The 15,675-nt window shown below is 61.7% G+C and carries 15 protein-coding genes and 1 riboswitch; of the genes, 10 read left to right on the top strand and 5 right to left on the bottom strand.

The features are described from left to right. Nucleotides 1-2: 2 nt before the first annotated feature. Complete coding sequence (locus B5P46_RS30075) at nucleotides 3-611, bottom strand: YkoF family thiamine/hydroxymethylpyrimidine-binding protein (RefSeq protein WP_129421928.1); 609 nt, start codon at nucleotides 609-611, stop codon at nucleotides 3-5. Next, a riboswitch (TPP riboswitch) is annotated at nucleotides 602-715 on the bottom strand. Its footprint overlaps the gene before it by 10 nt. A 162-nt stretch (nucleotides 716-877) precedes the next feature. Continuing rightward, nucleotides 878-1,453, bottom strand: coding sequence for an NADPH-dependent FMN reductase (locus B5P46_RS30070; protein ID WP_129421927.1), 576 nt, complete (start codon nucleotides 1,451-1,453; stop codon nucleotides 878-880). An 83-nt stretch (nucleotides 1,454-1,536) separates the two neighbouring features. On the opposite strand from B5P46_RS30070, the gene soxR reads away from it, so the two are divergent. From soxR to B5P46_RS30020, 10 genes are all read left to right on the top strand, one after another. Beyond that, nucleotides 1,537-2,001, top strand: a complete 465-nt coding sequence (soxR, locus tag B5P46_RS30065) for a redox-sensitive transcriptional activator SoxR (RefSeq protein ID WP_129421926.1) — start codon at nucleotides 1,537-1,539, stop codon at nucleotides 1,999-2,001. Between the two features lie 122 nt (nucleotides 2,002-2,123). Beyond that, the gene (locus B5P46_RS30060; RefSeq protein WP_129421925.1) at nucleotides 2,124-2,894 is read left to right on the top strand and encodes an SDR family NAD(P)-dependent oxidoreductase; all 771 of its coding nucleotides are present in this window, start codon (nucleotides 2,124-2,126) and stop codon (nucleotides 2,892-2,894) included. A 102-nt stretch (nucleotides 2,895-2,996) separates the two neighbouring features. Beyond that, complete coding sequence (locus B5P46_RS30055) at nucleotides 2,997-3,338, top strand: ArsR/SmtB family transcription factor (protein ID WP_129421924.1); 342 nt, start codon at nucleotides 2,997-2,999, stop codon at nucleotides 3,336-3,338. A 192-nt stretch (nucleotides 3,339-3,530) separates the two neighbouring features. Continuing rightward, the gene (locus B5P46_RS30050; protein WP_129421923.1) at nucleotides 3,531-4,424 is read left to right on the top strand and encodes a LysR family transcriptional regulator; all 894 of its coding nucleotides are present in this window, start codon (nucleotides 3,531-3,533) and stop codon (nucleotides 4,422-4,424) included. Nucleotides 4,425-4,558: 134 nt separating this feature from the next. Further along, nucleotides 4,559-5,038, top strand: coding sequence for a formate dehydrogenase subunit gamma (locus B5P46_RS30045; protein WP_129421922.1), 480 nt, complete (start codon nucleotides 4,559-4,561; stop codon nucleotides 5,036-5,038). Further along, nucleotides 5,035-6,591 carry a formate dehydrogenase beta subunit gene (locus tag B5P46_RS30040; protein ID WP_129421921.1) on the top strand — a complete coding sequence of 519 codons (1,557 nt, stop codon included), beginning with the start codon at nucleotides 5,035-5,037 and terminating at the stop codon, nucleotides 6,589-6,591. Before B5P46_RS30045 ends, B5P46_RS30040 begins: the two co-directional genes overlap by 4 nt. Before the next feature lie 57 nt (nucleotides 6,592-6,648). Then, nucleotides 6,649-9,528 carry a formate dehydrogenase subunit alpha gene (gene fdhF / locus B5P46_RS30035; RefSeq protein ID WP_129421920.1) on the top strand — a complete coding sequence of 960 codons (2,880 nt, stop codon included), beginning with the start codon at nucleotides 6,649-6,651 and terminating at the stop codon, nucleotides 9,526-9,528. A gap of 37 nt (nucleotides 9,529-9,565) precedes the next feature. Continuing rightward, nucleotides 9,566-10,390 (top strand): formate dehydrogenase accessory sulfurtransferase FdhD, encoded by an 825-nt coding sequence (fdhD, locus tag B5P46_RS30030; RefSeq protein ID WP_129421919.1) that lies wholly within the window; start codon nucleotides 9,566-9,568, stop codon nucleotides 10,388-10,390. After that, nucleotides 10,380-10,616 (top strand): formate dehydrogenase subunit delta, encoded by a 237-nt coding sequence (locus B5P46_RS30025; protein ID WP_018448151.1) that lies wholly within the window; start codon nucleotides 10,380-10,382, stop codon nucleotides 10,614-10,616. Before fdhD ends, B5P46_RS30025 begins: the two co-directional genes overlap by 11 nt. A 158-nt stretch (nucleotides 10,617-10,774) precedes the next feature. Continuing rightward, nucleotides 10,775-12,433, top strand: a complete 1,659-nt coding sequence (locus B5P46_RS30020; RefSeq protein ID WP_129421918.1) for an OFA family MFS transporter — start codon at nucleotides 10,775-10,777, stop codon at nucleotides 12,431-12,433. A 133-nt stretch (nucleotides 12,434-12,566) separates the two neighbouring features. Here B5P46_RS30020 and B5P46_RS30015 read toward each other — a convergent pair whose 3' ends face one another. The 3 genes from B5P46_RS30015 to rocF all read right to left on the bottom strand — a co-directional run bounded on the left by B5P46_RS30015 (nucleotide 12,567) and on the right by rocF (nucleotide 15,589). After that, entirely contained in the window at nucleotides 12,567-13,043 is a 477-nt protein-coding gene (locus tag B5P46_RS30015; RefSeq protein ID WP_003543427.1) for a chemotaxis protein CheW, read from the bottom strand. 334 nt (nucleotides 13,044-13,377) lie between these two features. Continuing rightward, entirely contained in the window at nucleotides 13,378-14,577 is a 1,200-nt protein-coding gene (rocD, locus tag B5P46_RS30005) for an ornithine--oxo-acid transaminase (protein ID WP_129421917.1), read from the bottom strand. A 76-nt stretch (nucleotides 14,578-14,653) separates the two neighbouring features. Further along, entirely contained in the window at nucleotides 14,654-15,589 is a 936-nt protein-coding gene (gene rocF / locus B5P46_RS30000; protein ID WP_129421916.1) for an arginase, read from the bottom strand. Between the last annotated feature and the right edge of the window lie 86 nt (nucleotides 15,590-15,675).

Genomic DNA, 15,675 nt, shown 5'->3' with positions numbered 1-15,675 from the left:
TTTCAGGCTTTCGTCGGGCTATTCGCGGAAACCGTGATGTCGAGGGTCACATGTCCCGCGGGGTCGCCGAAGCGAAAGAAGGCCTCACGAATGGTGGCGAAGACCGCGCCGGCGTCGCCACCGAGCCTGGTGCAGAAATTCTTGGCGCGGTCGAAGGTGCCGGAGCGCTTCAGGAAGTCGATGCAGCCGTAGATCTCGTCCATATGGGTACCGGTTCCCATGACGTAGAGCGAGAATTGCGCAACGGTCGGCTGTCCGGTCTCGGCGGTGGTTTCAACGGCGGCAAGTGCGGCTGTTATACGCTCGGCAAGCGGCTCCGCCTGACCGAGGGAAGGGTTGACGCCGCAGATGGCGTCGTCGGGCTCGCCGGGGCAGCCGCGTGAAATGGCAGCGGACAGCACGCAATGCTCGCCGGTCTTTGCTGCAGCGACGAAAAGATCGTGCATGGCGGCGAAGAGAATGTCAGGCGGGCCGACCAGCAGCGTGGAGATGTCATCGGTCTCGATGCGCAGCCGGTCGCGATAGGGATCGAGCGCCTTGACGGCATCGAGAATGATGCCGACGAAATTGTCGGACATCGGGTAGAGTGACACTTGTGCGCCTGAGAACATCTGAACCTCGCTCCGCTGGCATTACCCAGATCAGCTTTGAAGGGTCCAGAGGCTTGCGCCTCACATCTCAGCCCCGGCAATACGGAGCTCCCCTGTTATTTGCGCGGAAACTATCACCGGGGTTTTCTCCCCGCAACCGCAAAATTGCGAACCCGTCCGTGCGGTCGGAATGAACCGGATGTGACGGAAAACACCCGGGCGGAGGATCTGCCCGGGTGTTCCCAAAGGTTCCGTACCTGCCGGGAACGGAACCGGAGCCCTTCGTCTCAAGCGGCGATATCGGCGTAGGGATGATCGCCGCGCGCGGCAATGAGCGCCCGCGTCCACCATTCCAGCCGCGCCATCATCCGGTCGAGCGTGTGCAGAGCGTCGCTCGGATCGTGAAGCCGTCCGGCGACGTCGAAGCGGCTCCATGGCGCGGAAAAGCTGACCGAATCGCGGATGGTGACGGCGTGGAGTTCGGCAAAGACCAGTCGCAACTGTTCGACGGCGCGCAGGCCACCGGAAATGCCGCCATAGGAAACAAAGGCGACCGGCTTGCCCTGCCAGGGCTCGAAAAACAGATCGATGGTCGATTTCAACGCGGCGGTGAAGCTGTGATTGTATTCCGGCGTGACGATGATGAAGGCGTCGGCCATGCCGAGCCGCCCGGCGAGCCTGTCGATTTCGGGGTGCGCCATGTCACGGTCGGCCGGCAGCGCAAAATCCAGCGGATCGATGATGTCGATATCGAATTGCGGGAAGCGGACGAGTTCGTGCGTCAGCCATTTGACCACCCGGTCGCAGATGCGGCCCTTTCTCGTGCTTCCGTAGATCACCGCCAGCCTGATGGATGTTTTCATGCGTCGCTCCTTCTCGCGATTGGGCTTTACGATTGCTGGAGCAAGGCTTATAAAACCTCAACTAATCTTGAGGTCAAGAGGCGATGAATACGATTCCCGCAACGCCGCTCGGCAAGCTCCTGACAGTCGGCGACGTGGCGGAACGCAGCGGCCTTGCCGTCTCGGCGCTGCATTTTTACGAAACCAAAGGGCTGATCTCGAGCATTCGCTCCCGCGGCAACCAGCGCCGCTACGGACGCGACGTGCTTCGCCGGCTCGGCATCATCAAGGTGGCGCAGCGCGTCGGCATTCCGCTTTCGGAAATCCAGGCGGCGTTCGAGTCCCTGCCGCAGGGGCGCACGCCGACCGTCGCCGATTGGCAGACGCTGTCGGCGCTGTGGAAGGATAATCTCGACGCGCGAATCAGGCGGCTTAGCCTGCTGCGCGACCGTTTGACCGGCTGCATCGGCTGCGGCTGCCTGTCGATCGAAAGCTGTCCGTTGCGCAATCCCTGCGACCGGCTCGGCAAGGAAGGGCCGGGTGCGCGGCTTCTCGAAGCCGAAGGCTAGTCTTCGTTGGAAGGTGACGTCTTCCCAGAAAGATCGATGCGCGCCTTCCTTTCGGTCGGCACGCTCATATGTTAAGGGCGAATGACGCAACCGGCGGCACTGTCCGCGAGGAGGACGGCTTCGTGTTCCATCCCAGACTGTTCGAAAATCGCAATGTCGTGGTGACTGGCGCCGGCCGCGGCATCGGCCTTGAAGTGGCCCGGCAGTTCCTGGACTGCGGCGCGAAGGTGATCGTCCATACCGGGCGCAAGCCGGGACGCGACCTGCCGGATTTCCTGCTGACGGCTGAATCCGAAAGACGGGCGCTGCTGCTTAATGCCGATTTCTCCGCAATCGGTGGGGCAGCGAAATTTGCCGAGGATGCTCTCGCCTTCTTCGATAAGGTCGATGTGCTCGTCAACAATGCCGGCACCATGCTTGGCCGTTTTCCCGCTGCCACGCTCACTGACGCAGAATATGAGGCGATCGTGCGGCTCAACCAGACATCGGTCGTGGCGCTGACCCGGGCGCTGTTGCCGGCATTGAAGGCGGCTGAAGGCGCTGCCATCGTCAACACGGTTTCGATTTCGGCGCTGACCGGCGGCAGCCCCGGTTCCTCGATCTATTCGGCCTCGAAAGCCTTCGTTGCGACCTATTCCAAGGCGCTTGCCCGTGAGCTGGCACCGGACGGAATCCGCGTCAATTGCGTGTCGCCAGGAACGATCGAGACGGATTTCCATGAGCGCTATTCCTCCCGCGAAAAGCTGGAGCAGACAAGAAAATCCATCCCCCTGCAGCGGCTCGGCACGGCGGAGGATTGTGCTCCCGCCTATCTGTTCCTGGCCGCTCCTGCCCTCTCGGGTTACATCACCGGACAGGTGATCGAGATCAATGGCGGTCAGCTTATCTGCTGATTTACTTGGACCTTTTTTGGCATTTCTTCATTTTGACCAATTCGCTTCTGCGAATATGCTATTGTGCTGATCTACCTCATTGCCGTCCTTCCGAGATACCGAATGCCGTTGCCCAAACCCAAGCCGGGGATGACCGGCCACGAATTGCACACACTCGCTGGAAAAGCCCATGAAGCGAGCGACCTGCTGAAAGCGCTAGCGCACCAGACCCGGCTTCTGATCCTCTGCATACTGGCGAACGAGGAGCGGACGGTGAGTGAAATCGAAAATATCCTCGGCATACAGCAGGCAATGGTCTCGCAGCAACTGGCGCGGTTAAGGCTCGAAGGCCTGGTCCATACGCGCCGTCAGGGCAGGCTGGTCTATTACAGCATCGGCAATGTCAGCGTGCTTGCCTTCCTCGAATCGCTGTTCGATCTTTTTCCGGCTGCAGAAAACAGTTAGAGCATGATGCCGAAAAGTGTGCGCGGTTTATCGGACGACATCATGCTCTATTTCTTTGATTTAGATCAGGATTCAGATTTTAGGCCGATCGGGCCTAAAATCATCCTGATCTAGCGATCGCCCTTGCGCAGCACGGCTGCTGCGTCAAAGATGAACTGACCCGGATGATGTCACGCCGGATCGGGAGACCGGATGATCGACAAGCTGGAATTCTTCATCGCCCTTGCCAATGAAAAGCATTTTGGCCGCGCTGCGGAGGAGTGCGGGATTTCGCAGCCGACGCTTTCGGCGGCCATCCGGCAGCTCGAGGATCAGCTCGGCGTCATGCTGGTGCAGCGCGGTTCACGGTTCCAGGGGCTGACGCCCGAGGGGCAGCGTGTGCTCGAATGGGCCCGGCGCATCGTCGGCGATGCCCGCACCATGCGCGAAGAGATGCGCGCCGCGCGCCGCGGTCTTTCCGGCCACATCCGCCTCGCCGCTATTCCGACCGCGCTCGCCATGCTTTCGCGCATCACCACACCGTTTCAGGAGAGGCATCCCGGCGTGACGTTTTCGATCGTCTCGCGGAATTCGCTGCAGGTGCTGAGCATGCTCGAAAACCTCGAAATCGATGCCGGTATCACCTATCTCGAAAACGAACCGCTCGGCCGCGTCACCACCGTTCCCCTTTATGCCGAGCGCTATAATCTGATCACGGCTGCCGGCAGCCCGTTATCCGATCGCGACAACGTGACCTGGCGGGAGATCGGCGATCTTCGGCTTTGTCTATTGACTGCCGACATGCAGAACCGTCGGATCATCAACCGGCACTTGATGGAAGCAGGCGCCACGGCACATCCGACGCTCGAATCCAACTCGATGATCGTGTTGTTCTCGCATGTCAGGACCGGACGCTGGGCGAGCATCATGCCGCGCAACGTTGCAAAATCCTTCGGATTTCCAGTGGAAATCCGCATGATCCCGATCGTCGAGCCGGAGGCGCATCATCTGGTCGGCCTTGTTGCGCCTTATCGCGAGCCCTTCACGCCGCTTGTGTCGGCCTTGCTGCATGAAGCGAGAGTGCTCGTGCAAGATGAAGAACTTTGATAGAGAAAACCTATCAAGCAACGAGATAGCTTTATTGATCGCCGGCTGCTTCCCTGAAATGGTGGTTACGGAATAGCACTCGGCTGGGGAGGCCCGCTATTTCGCAACGAGCAAGCCGCTGGGAGGGCTGCCTTATGACCATTCATATCGCCGAAGGCGATATTGCAGCGCGCACCCGAGCCATCGTCGCCGATCTTCGCTTTCTCGAAGGACCGCTGCTTCCCATTTTGAACGAGGTTCAACAAGAATTCGGCTATGTGCCGCAGGAAGCCATGCCCGTTATCGCGGAGGAATTGAACCTCTCGCGCGCGGAGGTGCATGGCGTGGTGACCTTCTATCACGACTATCGCGACCATCCCGCCGGCAGGCACGTGCTGAAGCTCTGTCGCGCCGAAGCCTGTCAGTCGATGGGCGGCGATGCGCTGGCCGAACGCGTCAAGGCGCTGCTCGGCATCGATTTTCATCAGACGACGCTCGATGGCAGCGTGACGCTGGAGCCAGTCTACTGTCTCGGGCTCTGCGCCTGCGCGCCGGCGGCGATGCTCGACGGCGAGGTCTATGGCCGGGTCGACGATCGGATGGCGGCGGAACTCGTCGCGGAGGCACGCCGATGACGGTCAGGATATATGTTCCGCGCGATGCCGCAGCGCTGGCGCTCGGGGCCGAAAAGGTGGCAAAGGCGATTGCCCAGGAGATCGCCGCCCGCGGCTTCGATGCCGAGATCGTGCGCAACGGCTCGCGCGGAATGTTCTGGCTGGAGCCGCTGGTCGAGGTCGAGGTTGCCGGCAAGCGCATCGGCTATGGACCGGTGAAGTCAGAGGATGTGCCTGATCTGTTCGATGCCGGGATGATTGATGGAGGCGAGCATCGGCTCTGTCTCGGGGAGGTTGAAGACCTCCCGTTCCTCAAGGAACAGACCCGCCTGACCTTCGCCCGCTGCGGCGTCACCGATCCACTTTCGCTTGGCGATTACGAGGCGCATGGCGGTCTTGCCGGCCTTCGCCGCGCCGTTTCGATGACATCAGCCGATATCGTCAAGGAAGTCACCGATTCCGGCCTGCGCGGACGCGGCGGCGCCGGCTTTCCCACAGGCATCAAGTGGAAGACCGTTCTCGATGCCGTCGGCGAACGCAAATATATCGTCTGCAATGCCGATGAGGGCGACAGCGGCACCTTCGCCGACCGGATGATCATGGAGGGCGATCCCTTCGTGTTGATCGAAGGCATGGCGATATCAGGGCTCGCCACCGGGGCGACCAAGGGTTTCGTCTATACGCGTTCGGAATATCCGCATGCGATCGCGGTGATGACCGAGGCCGTCGGCCTCGCGCGCCAGGCCGGCATTCTCGGACTATCGGTGCTCGGATCCGGCCGCGCCTTCGATATCGAGGTGCGCATCGGCGCCGGCGCTTATGTCTGCGGCGAGGAGACGGCGCTGCTGAACAGTCTCGAGGGCAAGCGCGGCGTCGTGCGTGCCAAGCCGCCGCTGCCGGCGCATAAGGGGCTGTTTAACTGTCCGACCGTCATCAACAATGTGATCTCGCTGGCTTCAGTGCCCGTCATCATGGAAAAGGGTGCGGCCTTCTATCGCGATTTCGGCATGGGCCGCTCACGTGGCACCATCCCGCTGCAGATTGCCGGCAATGTCAGATATGGCGGCCTCTATGAAACGGCCTTCGGTCTTTCGCTCGGAGATATCGTCGACAGGATCGGTGGCGGTACAGTGACGGGACGGCCGGTCAAGGCCGTTCAGGTCGGCGGACCGCTCGGCGCCTATTTCCCGCGGGCGCTGTTCGACACACCCTTCGACTACGAATCCTTCGCTGCCAAGGACGGGCTGATCGGCCATGCCGGCATCGTCGTCTTCGACGACACGGCCGATATGCTGAAGCAGGCGCGTTTCGCGATGGAATTCTGTGCCGTCGAAAGCTGCGGCAAGTGCACGCCCTGCCGCATCGGCTCGACGCGCGGCGTGGAGACGGCCGACAAGATCGCTCACGGGATCGAGCCGGAGAAGAACCGGGTGCTGCTTGCCGATCTCTGCAACACGATGAAATTCGGCTCGCTCTGTGCGCTGGGTGGGTTCACGCCCTATCCTGTCATGAGCGCCATGACGCATTTCCCGGAGGATTTTTCGCCGGCACCTCTTGTGGAGGCGGCGGAATGACGCGTTTTTCATGGAACGCCTGCGCTGACCTCACCATCTCAAGCAAGGAGACCAATCATGTCTCTCATCCATGAAATCGACTACGGCACCCCCGCTTCGAAATCCGAGGCCATGGTGACGCTCACCATCGACGGACAGCAGATCAGCGTGCCGGAGGGCACCTCGATCATGCGCGCCTCGATGGAGGCCGGCATCAAGGTGCCGAAGCTCTGTGCCACCGATATGGTCGATGCTTTCGGCTCCTGCCGGCTCTGCCTCGTCGAGATCGATGGCCGCAACGGCACGCCCTCCTCCTGCACGACGCCGGTGGCGGCAAACATGGTGGTGCACACGCAGACGGGGCGATTGAAGGATATCCGCCGCGGCGTGATGGAACTCTATATCTCCGACCATCCGCTCGACTGTCTCACCTGCGCGGCCAACGGCGATTGCGAATTGCAGGACATGGCGGGCGCCGTCGGCCTGCGCGATGTGCGCTACGGCTATGAGGGTGACAACCACGTCAAGGCGCGCAGCAATGGCGACATCAATCTGAAATGGATGCCGAAGGACGAGTCCAATCCCTATTTCACCTATGATCCCTCCAAATGCATCGTCTGTTCGCGCTGCGTGCGCGCCTGCGAAGAAGTGCAGGGAACCTTCGCGCTGACGATCGAGGGGCGCGGTTTCGGTTCGCGGGTTTCGCCCGGCATGCACGAGAACTTCATCGAATCCGAATGCGTCTCCTGCGGCGCCTGTGTCCAGGCCTGCCCGACGGCAACGCTGACGGAGAAGTCGGTAATCCAGATCGGCCAGCCGGAGCATTCGGCCGTGACGACCTGCGCCTATTGCGGCGTCGGCTGTTCTTTCAAGGCGGAAATGCGCGGCGAGGAACTGGTGCGCATGGTGCCGTGGAAGGACGGTCAGGCCAATCGCGGCCATTCCTGCGTCAAGGGCCGCTTCGCCTATGGCTACTCCACCCACAAGGACCGCATCCTCAATCCGATGATCCGCGAAAAAGTCAGCGATCCCTGGCGGGAAGTGAGCTGGGATGAGGCCTTCGCGCATGTGGCGCTGGAGTTCCGCCGCATCCAGTATCAATACGGCCGCGAGGCGATTGGCGGCATCACCTCGTCGCGCTGCACCAATGAGGAAACGTATCTGGTGCAGAAGCTGATCCGCGCCGGTTTCGGCAACAACAATGTCGATACCTGCGCCCGTGTCTGCCATTCACCGACGGGTTACGGCCTCGGCCAGACCTTCGGCACGTCGGCGGGCACGCAGGATTTCGACAGCGTCGAGCATTCCGACGTCGTCATCGTCATCGGCGCCAATCCGACCGACGGACATCCGGTGTTCGGCTCGCGGCTGAAGAAGCGGCTGCGCCAAGGGGCCAAGCTCATCGTCATCGATCCGCGCCGCACCGATATCGTCCGCTCGCCGCATATCGAGGCCTCCTATCACCTGCCGCTGAAGCCCGGCACCAATGTCGCGGTCATGACGGCGCTGGCGCATGTGATCGTCGCCGAAGGGCTTTTTGACGAGGCGTTCATCCGCGAGCGCTGCGACTGGTCGGAGTTTGAGGATTGGGCGGCCTTCGTCGCCGAACCGCAGCACAGTCCCGAAGAGACCGAGATCTTCACCGGCGTGCCGGCGGCGGATCTGCGCGGCGCGGCGCGGCTCTATGCCAAGGGCGGCAATGGCGCGATCTACTATGGCCTCGGCGTTACCGAACACAGCCAGGGCTCGACCACGGTGATCGCGATCGCCAACCTGGCGATGGCGACCGGCAATATCGGCCGTCCCGGCGTCGGCGTGAACCCGCTGCGCGGCCAGAACAATGTGCAGGGCTCCTGCGACATGGGTTCCTTTCCGCATGAATTGCCGGGCTACCGACACATTTCCGACGATGCGACGCGCGATATCTTCGAAAAGCTCTGGGGCGTGAAGCTCAACAACGAGCCGGGCCTGCGTATTCCGAACATGCTGGATGCGGCAGTCGACGGCACCTTCAAAGGCATCTACATCCAGGGCGAAGACATCCTCCAGTCCGATCCCGATACCAAACATGTCGCGGCCGGGCTTGCGGCGATGGAATGCGTCGTCGTGCAGGACCTGTTCCTCAACGAGACCGCCAATTACGCCCATGTCTTCCTGCCGGGCTCGACCTTCCTCGAGAAGGACGGCACCTTCACCAATGCGGAGCGACGCATCAATCGCGTGCGTAAAGTGATGTCGCCGCGCAACGGCTATGGCGACTGGGAAGTGACGCAGAAGCTTGCCCAGGCGATGGGGCTCGACTGGAATTACAGCCATCCGTCGGAGATCATGGACGAGATCGCCGCGACGACCCCGAGCTTCGCGATGGTCTCCTACGACTATCTCGAAAAAATGGGCTCGGTGCAGTGGCCCTGCAACGAGAAGAACCCGCTCGGCTCGCCGATCATGCATGTCAACGGCTTCGTGCGCGGCAAGGGCAAGTTCATCCGCACCGAATATGTGGCGACCGACGAGCGTACCGGTCCGCGCTTCCCGCTGCTTCTCACCACCGGCCGCATCCTCAGCCAGTACAATGTCGGGGCACAGACGCGGCGGACGGAGAATGTCGCCTGGCATGCGGAGGACCGGCTGGAAATCCATCCGCACGATGCCGAGCAGCGTGGCGTTCGCGACGGCGACTGGGTGAAGCTCGGCAGCCGCTCCGGCGACACGACGCTGAGGGCGCTGATCACCGATCGCGTCGCGCCGGGTGTCGTCTATACGACCTTCCATCATCCAACGACGCAGGCGAACGTCATCACCACCGATTTCTCCGACTGGGCGACGAACTGCCCGGAATATAAGGTGACGGCGGTGCAGGTCTCGCCCTCCAACGGGCCGAGCGAATGGCAACTCGAATATGACGAGCAGGCGCGGCAATCGCGCCGCATCGCCGGCAAGCTCGAGGCTGCGGAGTGACGATGCGAGGGCGGCTCTGTAAACAGGAACGCGCATCATGACCTTCACCGCCACCGCCCATGCCCCCGAAACCGCCCGCCGCAACGGCATTATGCACACCGGTTCGCGCATCGTGCCGGAAGAGGTGCCGATCGCCTTTTCCTATGGCGGCAGCTCGCATGCGGTGATGATGGCGACGCCTGATGATCTCGAGGATTTTGCCGTCGGCTTCAGCCTGACCGAAGGGATCATCACCGGGCCGGCGGAGATATCGGGCATCGAGGTCGTCGAGGGCGAGCAAGGGATCGATGTGCAGGTGAGCCTGGTCGACGACGTCGCCGATCGGCTGCGGGCACGACGCCGCAGCATGGCGGGACCGGTCGGCTGCGGGCTCTGCGGCATCGAATCGATCGAACAGGCGGTACGGCCGGTGCCGGATGTCTCGACATCGCCGCTGGCGCTGTCGCATGCGGATATCGTTCGCGCCGTTTCGCTTCTGAACGAGGCGCAGCCGCTGCACCGTGAGACGCGGGCGGTGCATGGCGCCGGGTTCTATCTTCCCGGCAGGGGGTTGATTGCCGTGCGCGAAGATGTCGGCCGGCACAATGCGCTGGACAAGCTCTGCGGCGCCGTTATCGGCGCTAGTGAAAGAGGCGGGGACGGTGCCGTTGTCGTCACCAGCCGGCTCTCCGTCGAAATGGTGCAGAAGGCAGCGATCCTCGGCAGCCCGGTGCTCATCGCCATTTCGGCGCCAACGGCTCTCGCTATCCGCACGGCCGAAGAAGCCGGCATGACGCTCGTCGCGCTGGTGCGTGGCGAGGATTTCGAGATTTTCACCCACCCGCACCGCATCTCGCCCGGAAGCATTGCCGATGTCGCATGATACCAAGACCAAGCTCGTCTATATGGCAAACCAGATCGCCACCTTCTTCAAGAGCCAGCCGGAAAGCGAGGCCGCCCAGGGGGTCGCCACCCATATCAACAAATTCTGGGACCCGCGCATGCGGCGGCAATTGTTCGAAATTCTGGAGAATGAGGAGAACGGCCTGGACGCGCTCGTGCTTCAGGCCGTTCCTCTTATCCGAAAGCCGGAGCCGGTAACACACTAAAGCGCGTTCCTCGCGCTTTAGGTCTTTATTTCAATACTTAAGTCCCAGAAACCAGGATCGGTCCATGCAGGAGAGGAAGCAGGAGCAACCTGCCTACGCATGTGCCGGTGGCAGTAAAAGCTGAAATCAAACCAGATTTGAATCAAGGAGGAGTTTTCATGACTGCAGCGGAAACACGTACAGACGGGGCGTTGGCGGGCCTAGGCCTGCTCGATCGGGAAAGGATCGTCGCAAGGCCCGGGTTCAATCGGTGGCTGGTGCCGCCGGCAGCGCTCGCCATCCATCTCTGCATCGGCATGGCCTATGGTTTCAGCGTGTTCTGGCTGCCGCTTTCCAAGTCGCTCGGGATCACGGCCTCGACGGCCTGCCCCGATCTGACACTCGCCTCGGCGCTGTTCACCACGACCTGCGACTGGCGCGTTGCCGACCTCGGCTGGATCTATACGTTGTTCTTCGTTCTGCTTGGTTCGTCCGCCGCCATCTGGGGCGGCTGGCTCGAGCGGGCCGGTCCGCGCAAGGCGGGCGTCGTTTCTGCCTGCTGCTGGTGCGGCGGCATCATCCTCGCCGCGATCGGCGTCATCACCCATCAGCTCTGGATGATGTGGCTGGGTGCCGGCGTCATCGGCGGCATCGGTCTCGGCCTCGGTTACATCTCGCCGGTCTCGACGCTGATCAAGTGGTTTCCCGACCGGCGCGGCATGGCGACCGGTATGGCGATCATGGGCTTCGGCGGCGGTGCGATGATCGGCGCCCCATTGGCCAACCTGCTGATGAATACCTTCAAGACCGACAGTTCGGTCGGCGTCTGGCAGACCTTCATCGTCATGGCGGTGATCTATTTCGTCTTCATGATGGGCGGCGCCTTCGGCTATCGCATTCCGCCGGCCGGCTGGCGTCCCGAGGGTTGGACGCCGCCTGCAGCCAAGAGCACGATGATCACCACCAAACATGTGCACCTGCGCGATGCCCACAGGACCAAACAGTTCTGGCTGATCTGGGCGGTGCTTTGCCTCAACGTTTCGGCCGGTATCGGCGTTATCGGCATGGCCTCGCCAATGCTGCAGGAAATCTTCGCCGGCTCGCTGATCGGCCTGCCGGATGTCGGCTTCGCCCAGCTCGACGCCGGCCAGAAGGCATTGATCGCCACGATCGCTGCCGGTTTTGCCGGCCTGCTGTCGCTCTTCAATATCGGCGGGCGGTTCTTCTGGGCGTCGCTGTCTGACAAGATCGGCCGCAAGAATACTTATTATTGCTTCTTCCTCCTCGGCATCGTGCTTTATGCGCTGGCACCCACTTTCGCGGGCATGGGCAACAAGGCGCTGTTCGTTCTCTCCTTCGGCATCATCCTGTCGATGTACGGCGGCGGCTTCGCGACGATCCCGGCCTATCTTGCCGATATTTTCGGCACGCAGTTCGTCGGCGCCATCCACGGCCGGCTGCTGACGGCCTGGGCAACGGCCGGCATCGTCGGGCCCGTCGTCGTCAACTATATCCGCGAAGCGCAGATCGCCGCCGGCGTTGCGCCCGGGCCAACCCTCTATACCGGCACCATGTATATCCTCGCCGGCATGCTGGCACTGGGGCTCATCGCCAATGCGCTGATCAGGCCGCTTTCGGACAAGTGGTTCATGTCCGATGACCAGGTCGCCGCGCTGCAGGCGAAGTCGGCGGCGGTCAATGCCGGCCCGACGGGTTCCTTCGGCATCGGCACAGGCGGGCTGGACGCCAAGGCGATGCTTGCCTGGGCCGTCGTCGGCATTCCGCTGCTCTGGGGTGTCTGGGTGACGCTGAGGGCAACCTTCGCGCTGTTCGGATAAGCAAAAGTGCCGCCTCGCGGCGGCACAACCAATCCAGTGAGGCTGTCGTTTTCCCGCAGCCTGCTGCTTGTTCCGCAATAAAAAACCGCCCGTTGCCGGGCGGTTTTCGAATATCCGAATTGTATCGACCGGATCAGGCGGCCAGTTCATCCGTCTCGTTTTCCTTGAACATCTTGGCGAGGTTCAGGAAGCAGATCATGCCATTCTCCGAGGCGATGATGCCTTCGCAATAGGCGCGGTCGAAGGAGGCGGTCACTTCAGGCACCGGCTGGACCTGGCTGGACGAGATGGTGAGAATATCCGAGACGCGGTCGACGAGCATACCGATGACCATGCTGTGAACCTCGGCGACGACGATGGCGCTGCGCTCATTGGCGACCGTGCTCTTCATGCCGAGCTTGAAAGCAAGATCGATGATCGGGATCACCGAGCCGCGCAGGTTCATGACACCGATGACATCGGCCGGTGCATGCGGGATCGGCGTCGACGGCGCCCAGCCGCGGATTTCGCGGATGGTCGTGGTCTTGACGCAAAATTCCTGGTCATGCAGTCGGAAGGCAATAATTTCGAGCGTATCGCCGCTGAAGTTAGTCGAATTGATCGTGGCCATTAGAATTCTTCCCAACTATCGTAAGCCAGGGCAGAAGCGGATGCGCCACCATTGGCGCGGACAAGCTTTGCCTTCATACCACGCGATGGCTTTGCGCTCGGCGAAGCATCGTTACGGTTATCGATGACTTTAGCGAAAGAGTGTTGCCCAAATCTAAATTGAAAGACGAGATTGAGAAGGTTTTTAAGCTTCGGATGAAGGCGAGGCAGTTTGCTGCCGATCTCCTCCAGCCGATATTTTTGCAGCAATTCAAAGTGCTACAGCGTCCTTTGCGCGTCTAAAAAGACGTGTGGCGCTGCAGTCGGGATTCTAAAGAAGAATTTCGCCGATTTACTCAGCTTATCGTCTTTTCGATCTGCGAGACCGCCCAATCGACCTGCTCTCTTGATATGACCAGCGGCGGAGCGAGGCGAATCGTGTGGTCGTGGGTGTCCTTGGCGAGAAGGCCGCGCTCCTTCAGCGCATGGCAATATTGCCGTGCGCCGCCGGCTTCGGGTTCCAGCTCGATGGCCATCATCAGGCCGCGGCCGCGCACGTCCCTGACGATATTCGAGCGGATCGACCTGAGGCCTTCGAGGAAGTAGTCGCCCATAACAGCGGCGTTCTCGATCATGCCCTCTTCCGTCAGCACCTTGAGTGCTGCGCGCGCCACTGCGCAGGCGAGCGGATTGCCGCCGAAGGTCGAGCCGTGCTGGCCGGGCTTCAGCACGCCCAGAACTTCGGAATTCGAAAGCACGGCCGACACCGGATAGAAACCGCCGGACAGCGCCTTGCCGATCAGCGTCACGTCGGCCTCGATGCCTTCGTGTTCCTCGGCCAGCAGCTTGCCGGTACGGCCGAGGCCGGTCTGGATCTCGTCGAGGATGAGGATGACGTTGTTTGCCGTGCAAAGCTCGCGGATGCGGGTGAAATAACCCGCTGGCGGGATGATGACGCCGGCTTCGCCCTGGATCGGCTCGATCAGGGCGGCCACGGTATTGGCGTTGATTGCGGCGGCGAAAGCCTCGGCATCGCCGAAGGGAATGATGCGGAAACCTGATGTGTAGGGGCCGAAACCGCTGCGGGCGTCAGGATCTGTCGAGAAACTGATGATGCTCAGCGTCCGGCCATGGAAATTATCGGCGCAGACGATGATCTCCGCCTTGCCCTCCGGTACGCCCTTGACCTCGTAGCCCCATTTGCGCACCGCCTTGATGGCGGTCTCCACCGCTTCGGCACCGGAATTCATCGGCAGGATCTTGTGCGATCCGGTGAGAGCGGCGAGCTCTTCGTAGAGATAGGCGAGCTGATCATTGCGGAAGGCGCGGGAGGTGAGTGTCAGCCTGCCCGCCTGCTCGACCATGGCGGCGAGAATCTTCGGATGACAATGGCCTTGGTTGACGGCGGAATAGGCCGAGAGGCAATCGAGATAACGGTTGCCGTCGGTATCCCAGACATAAACACCTTCGCCACGCGTCAGCACCACGTCGAGCGGCTTGTAATTATGGGCGCCGAGCCGTTGTTCCGTGGCGATCAGTTTTTCCGAAGTGTTCATGGCCGTTCTCCCACTAATCTTGTTTCAACACATGTCGTTTTCGCAAAACCGCTGCACACTTTTGCTCGACATGCTCTTATGCGGCGCGTGTCGGGCGATCGAAGATGCGGCGGCCGAACAGGCTTGCCGTCAGCTCCACCAGGATGCGGGCGCTCTTGCCGCGATCGTCGAGAAAGGGATTGAGCTCGACGAGATCGAGCGACGAGACGAGGCCGCTGTCCGAAAGCATCTCCATCACCAGATGGGCCTCGCGAAAGGTTGCGCCGCCAGGCACCGTCGTGCCGACGCCGGGGGCAATCTCGGGATCGAGGAAATCGAGGTCGAGGCTCACATGCAGCAGGCCGTTCGCCTTGGTAACGACATCGAGGATCTCACGCATGATGGCGCCGATGCCCTGCTCGTCGATCGCGCGCATGTCGAAGACGTTGACGCCGTGTTCGTGGATTTCCTCGCGCTCGCGCGCATCGACCGAACGGATGCCCACTTGGAAGACATTCTTCGGATCGACGAAGGGGCGGTCCTTCGGCAGGATCTCGGCGAACTCCGCCTCGCCGCAGAAGAAGGCGACCGGCATGCCGTGAATATTGCCGGAGGGCGAGGTGGCCGGGGAATTGAAATCGGCATGGGCGTCGAGCCAGAGCACGAAGAGCGGGCGGTCTTTGCTGGCGGCATAACGGGCCATGCCGGAGACGCTGCCCATGGAAAGGCTGTGGTCGCCGCCAAGAATCAGCGGAAAACGGCCGGAGGCGGCGACGTCGTGGACGCTGCTTTCGAGGGCGCGCGTGAAGGCGCCGACGATCCTCAGATTGTGGGCTTTCGGATGGTTCGGCAGATCCATCGCCGGCACGATGCGCAGATCGCCGAGATCGGCGACGTCATGGCCAAGCTCGATCAGCGTCTGGTCGACGCCGGCAATGCGCAGGGCTGCGGGGCCCATGGCAGCGCCTCTGCGGCCGGAGCCTTCTTCCAGCGGCGCGCCGATGAGGGTGACAGATCGCGATTGGGCATTCATGTGGAGGGCTCCGTGTTGAGGCCTGTTTCGGCCGATAGTGGGATAAAGGCCTGGCGGCAAAAAGATGGAAAAGTGTCAGAAATTGA

The sequence above is a fragment of the Rhizobium leguminosarum genome, assembly GCF_004123835.1.
Lineage (GTDB): Bacteria > Pseudomonadota > Alphaproteobacteria > Rhizobiales > Rhizobiaceae > Rhizobium > Rhizobium leguminosarum_M.
Note: the sequence above shows the minus strand (reverse complement) of the source record. Positions and strands in the feature narration are given on the sequence as shown.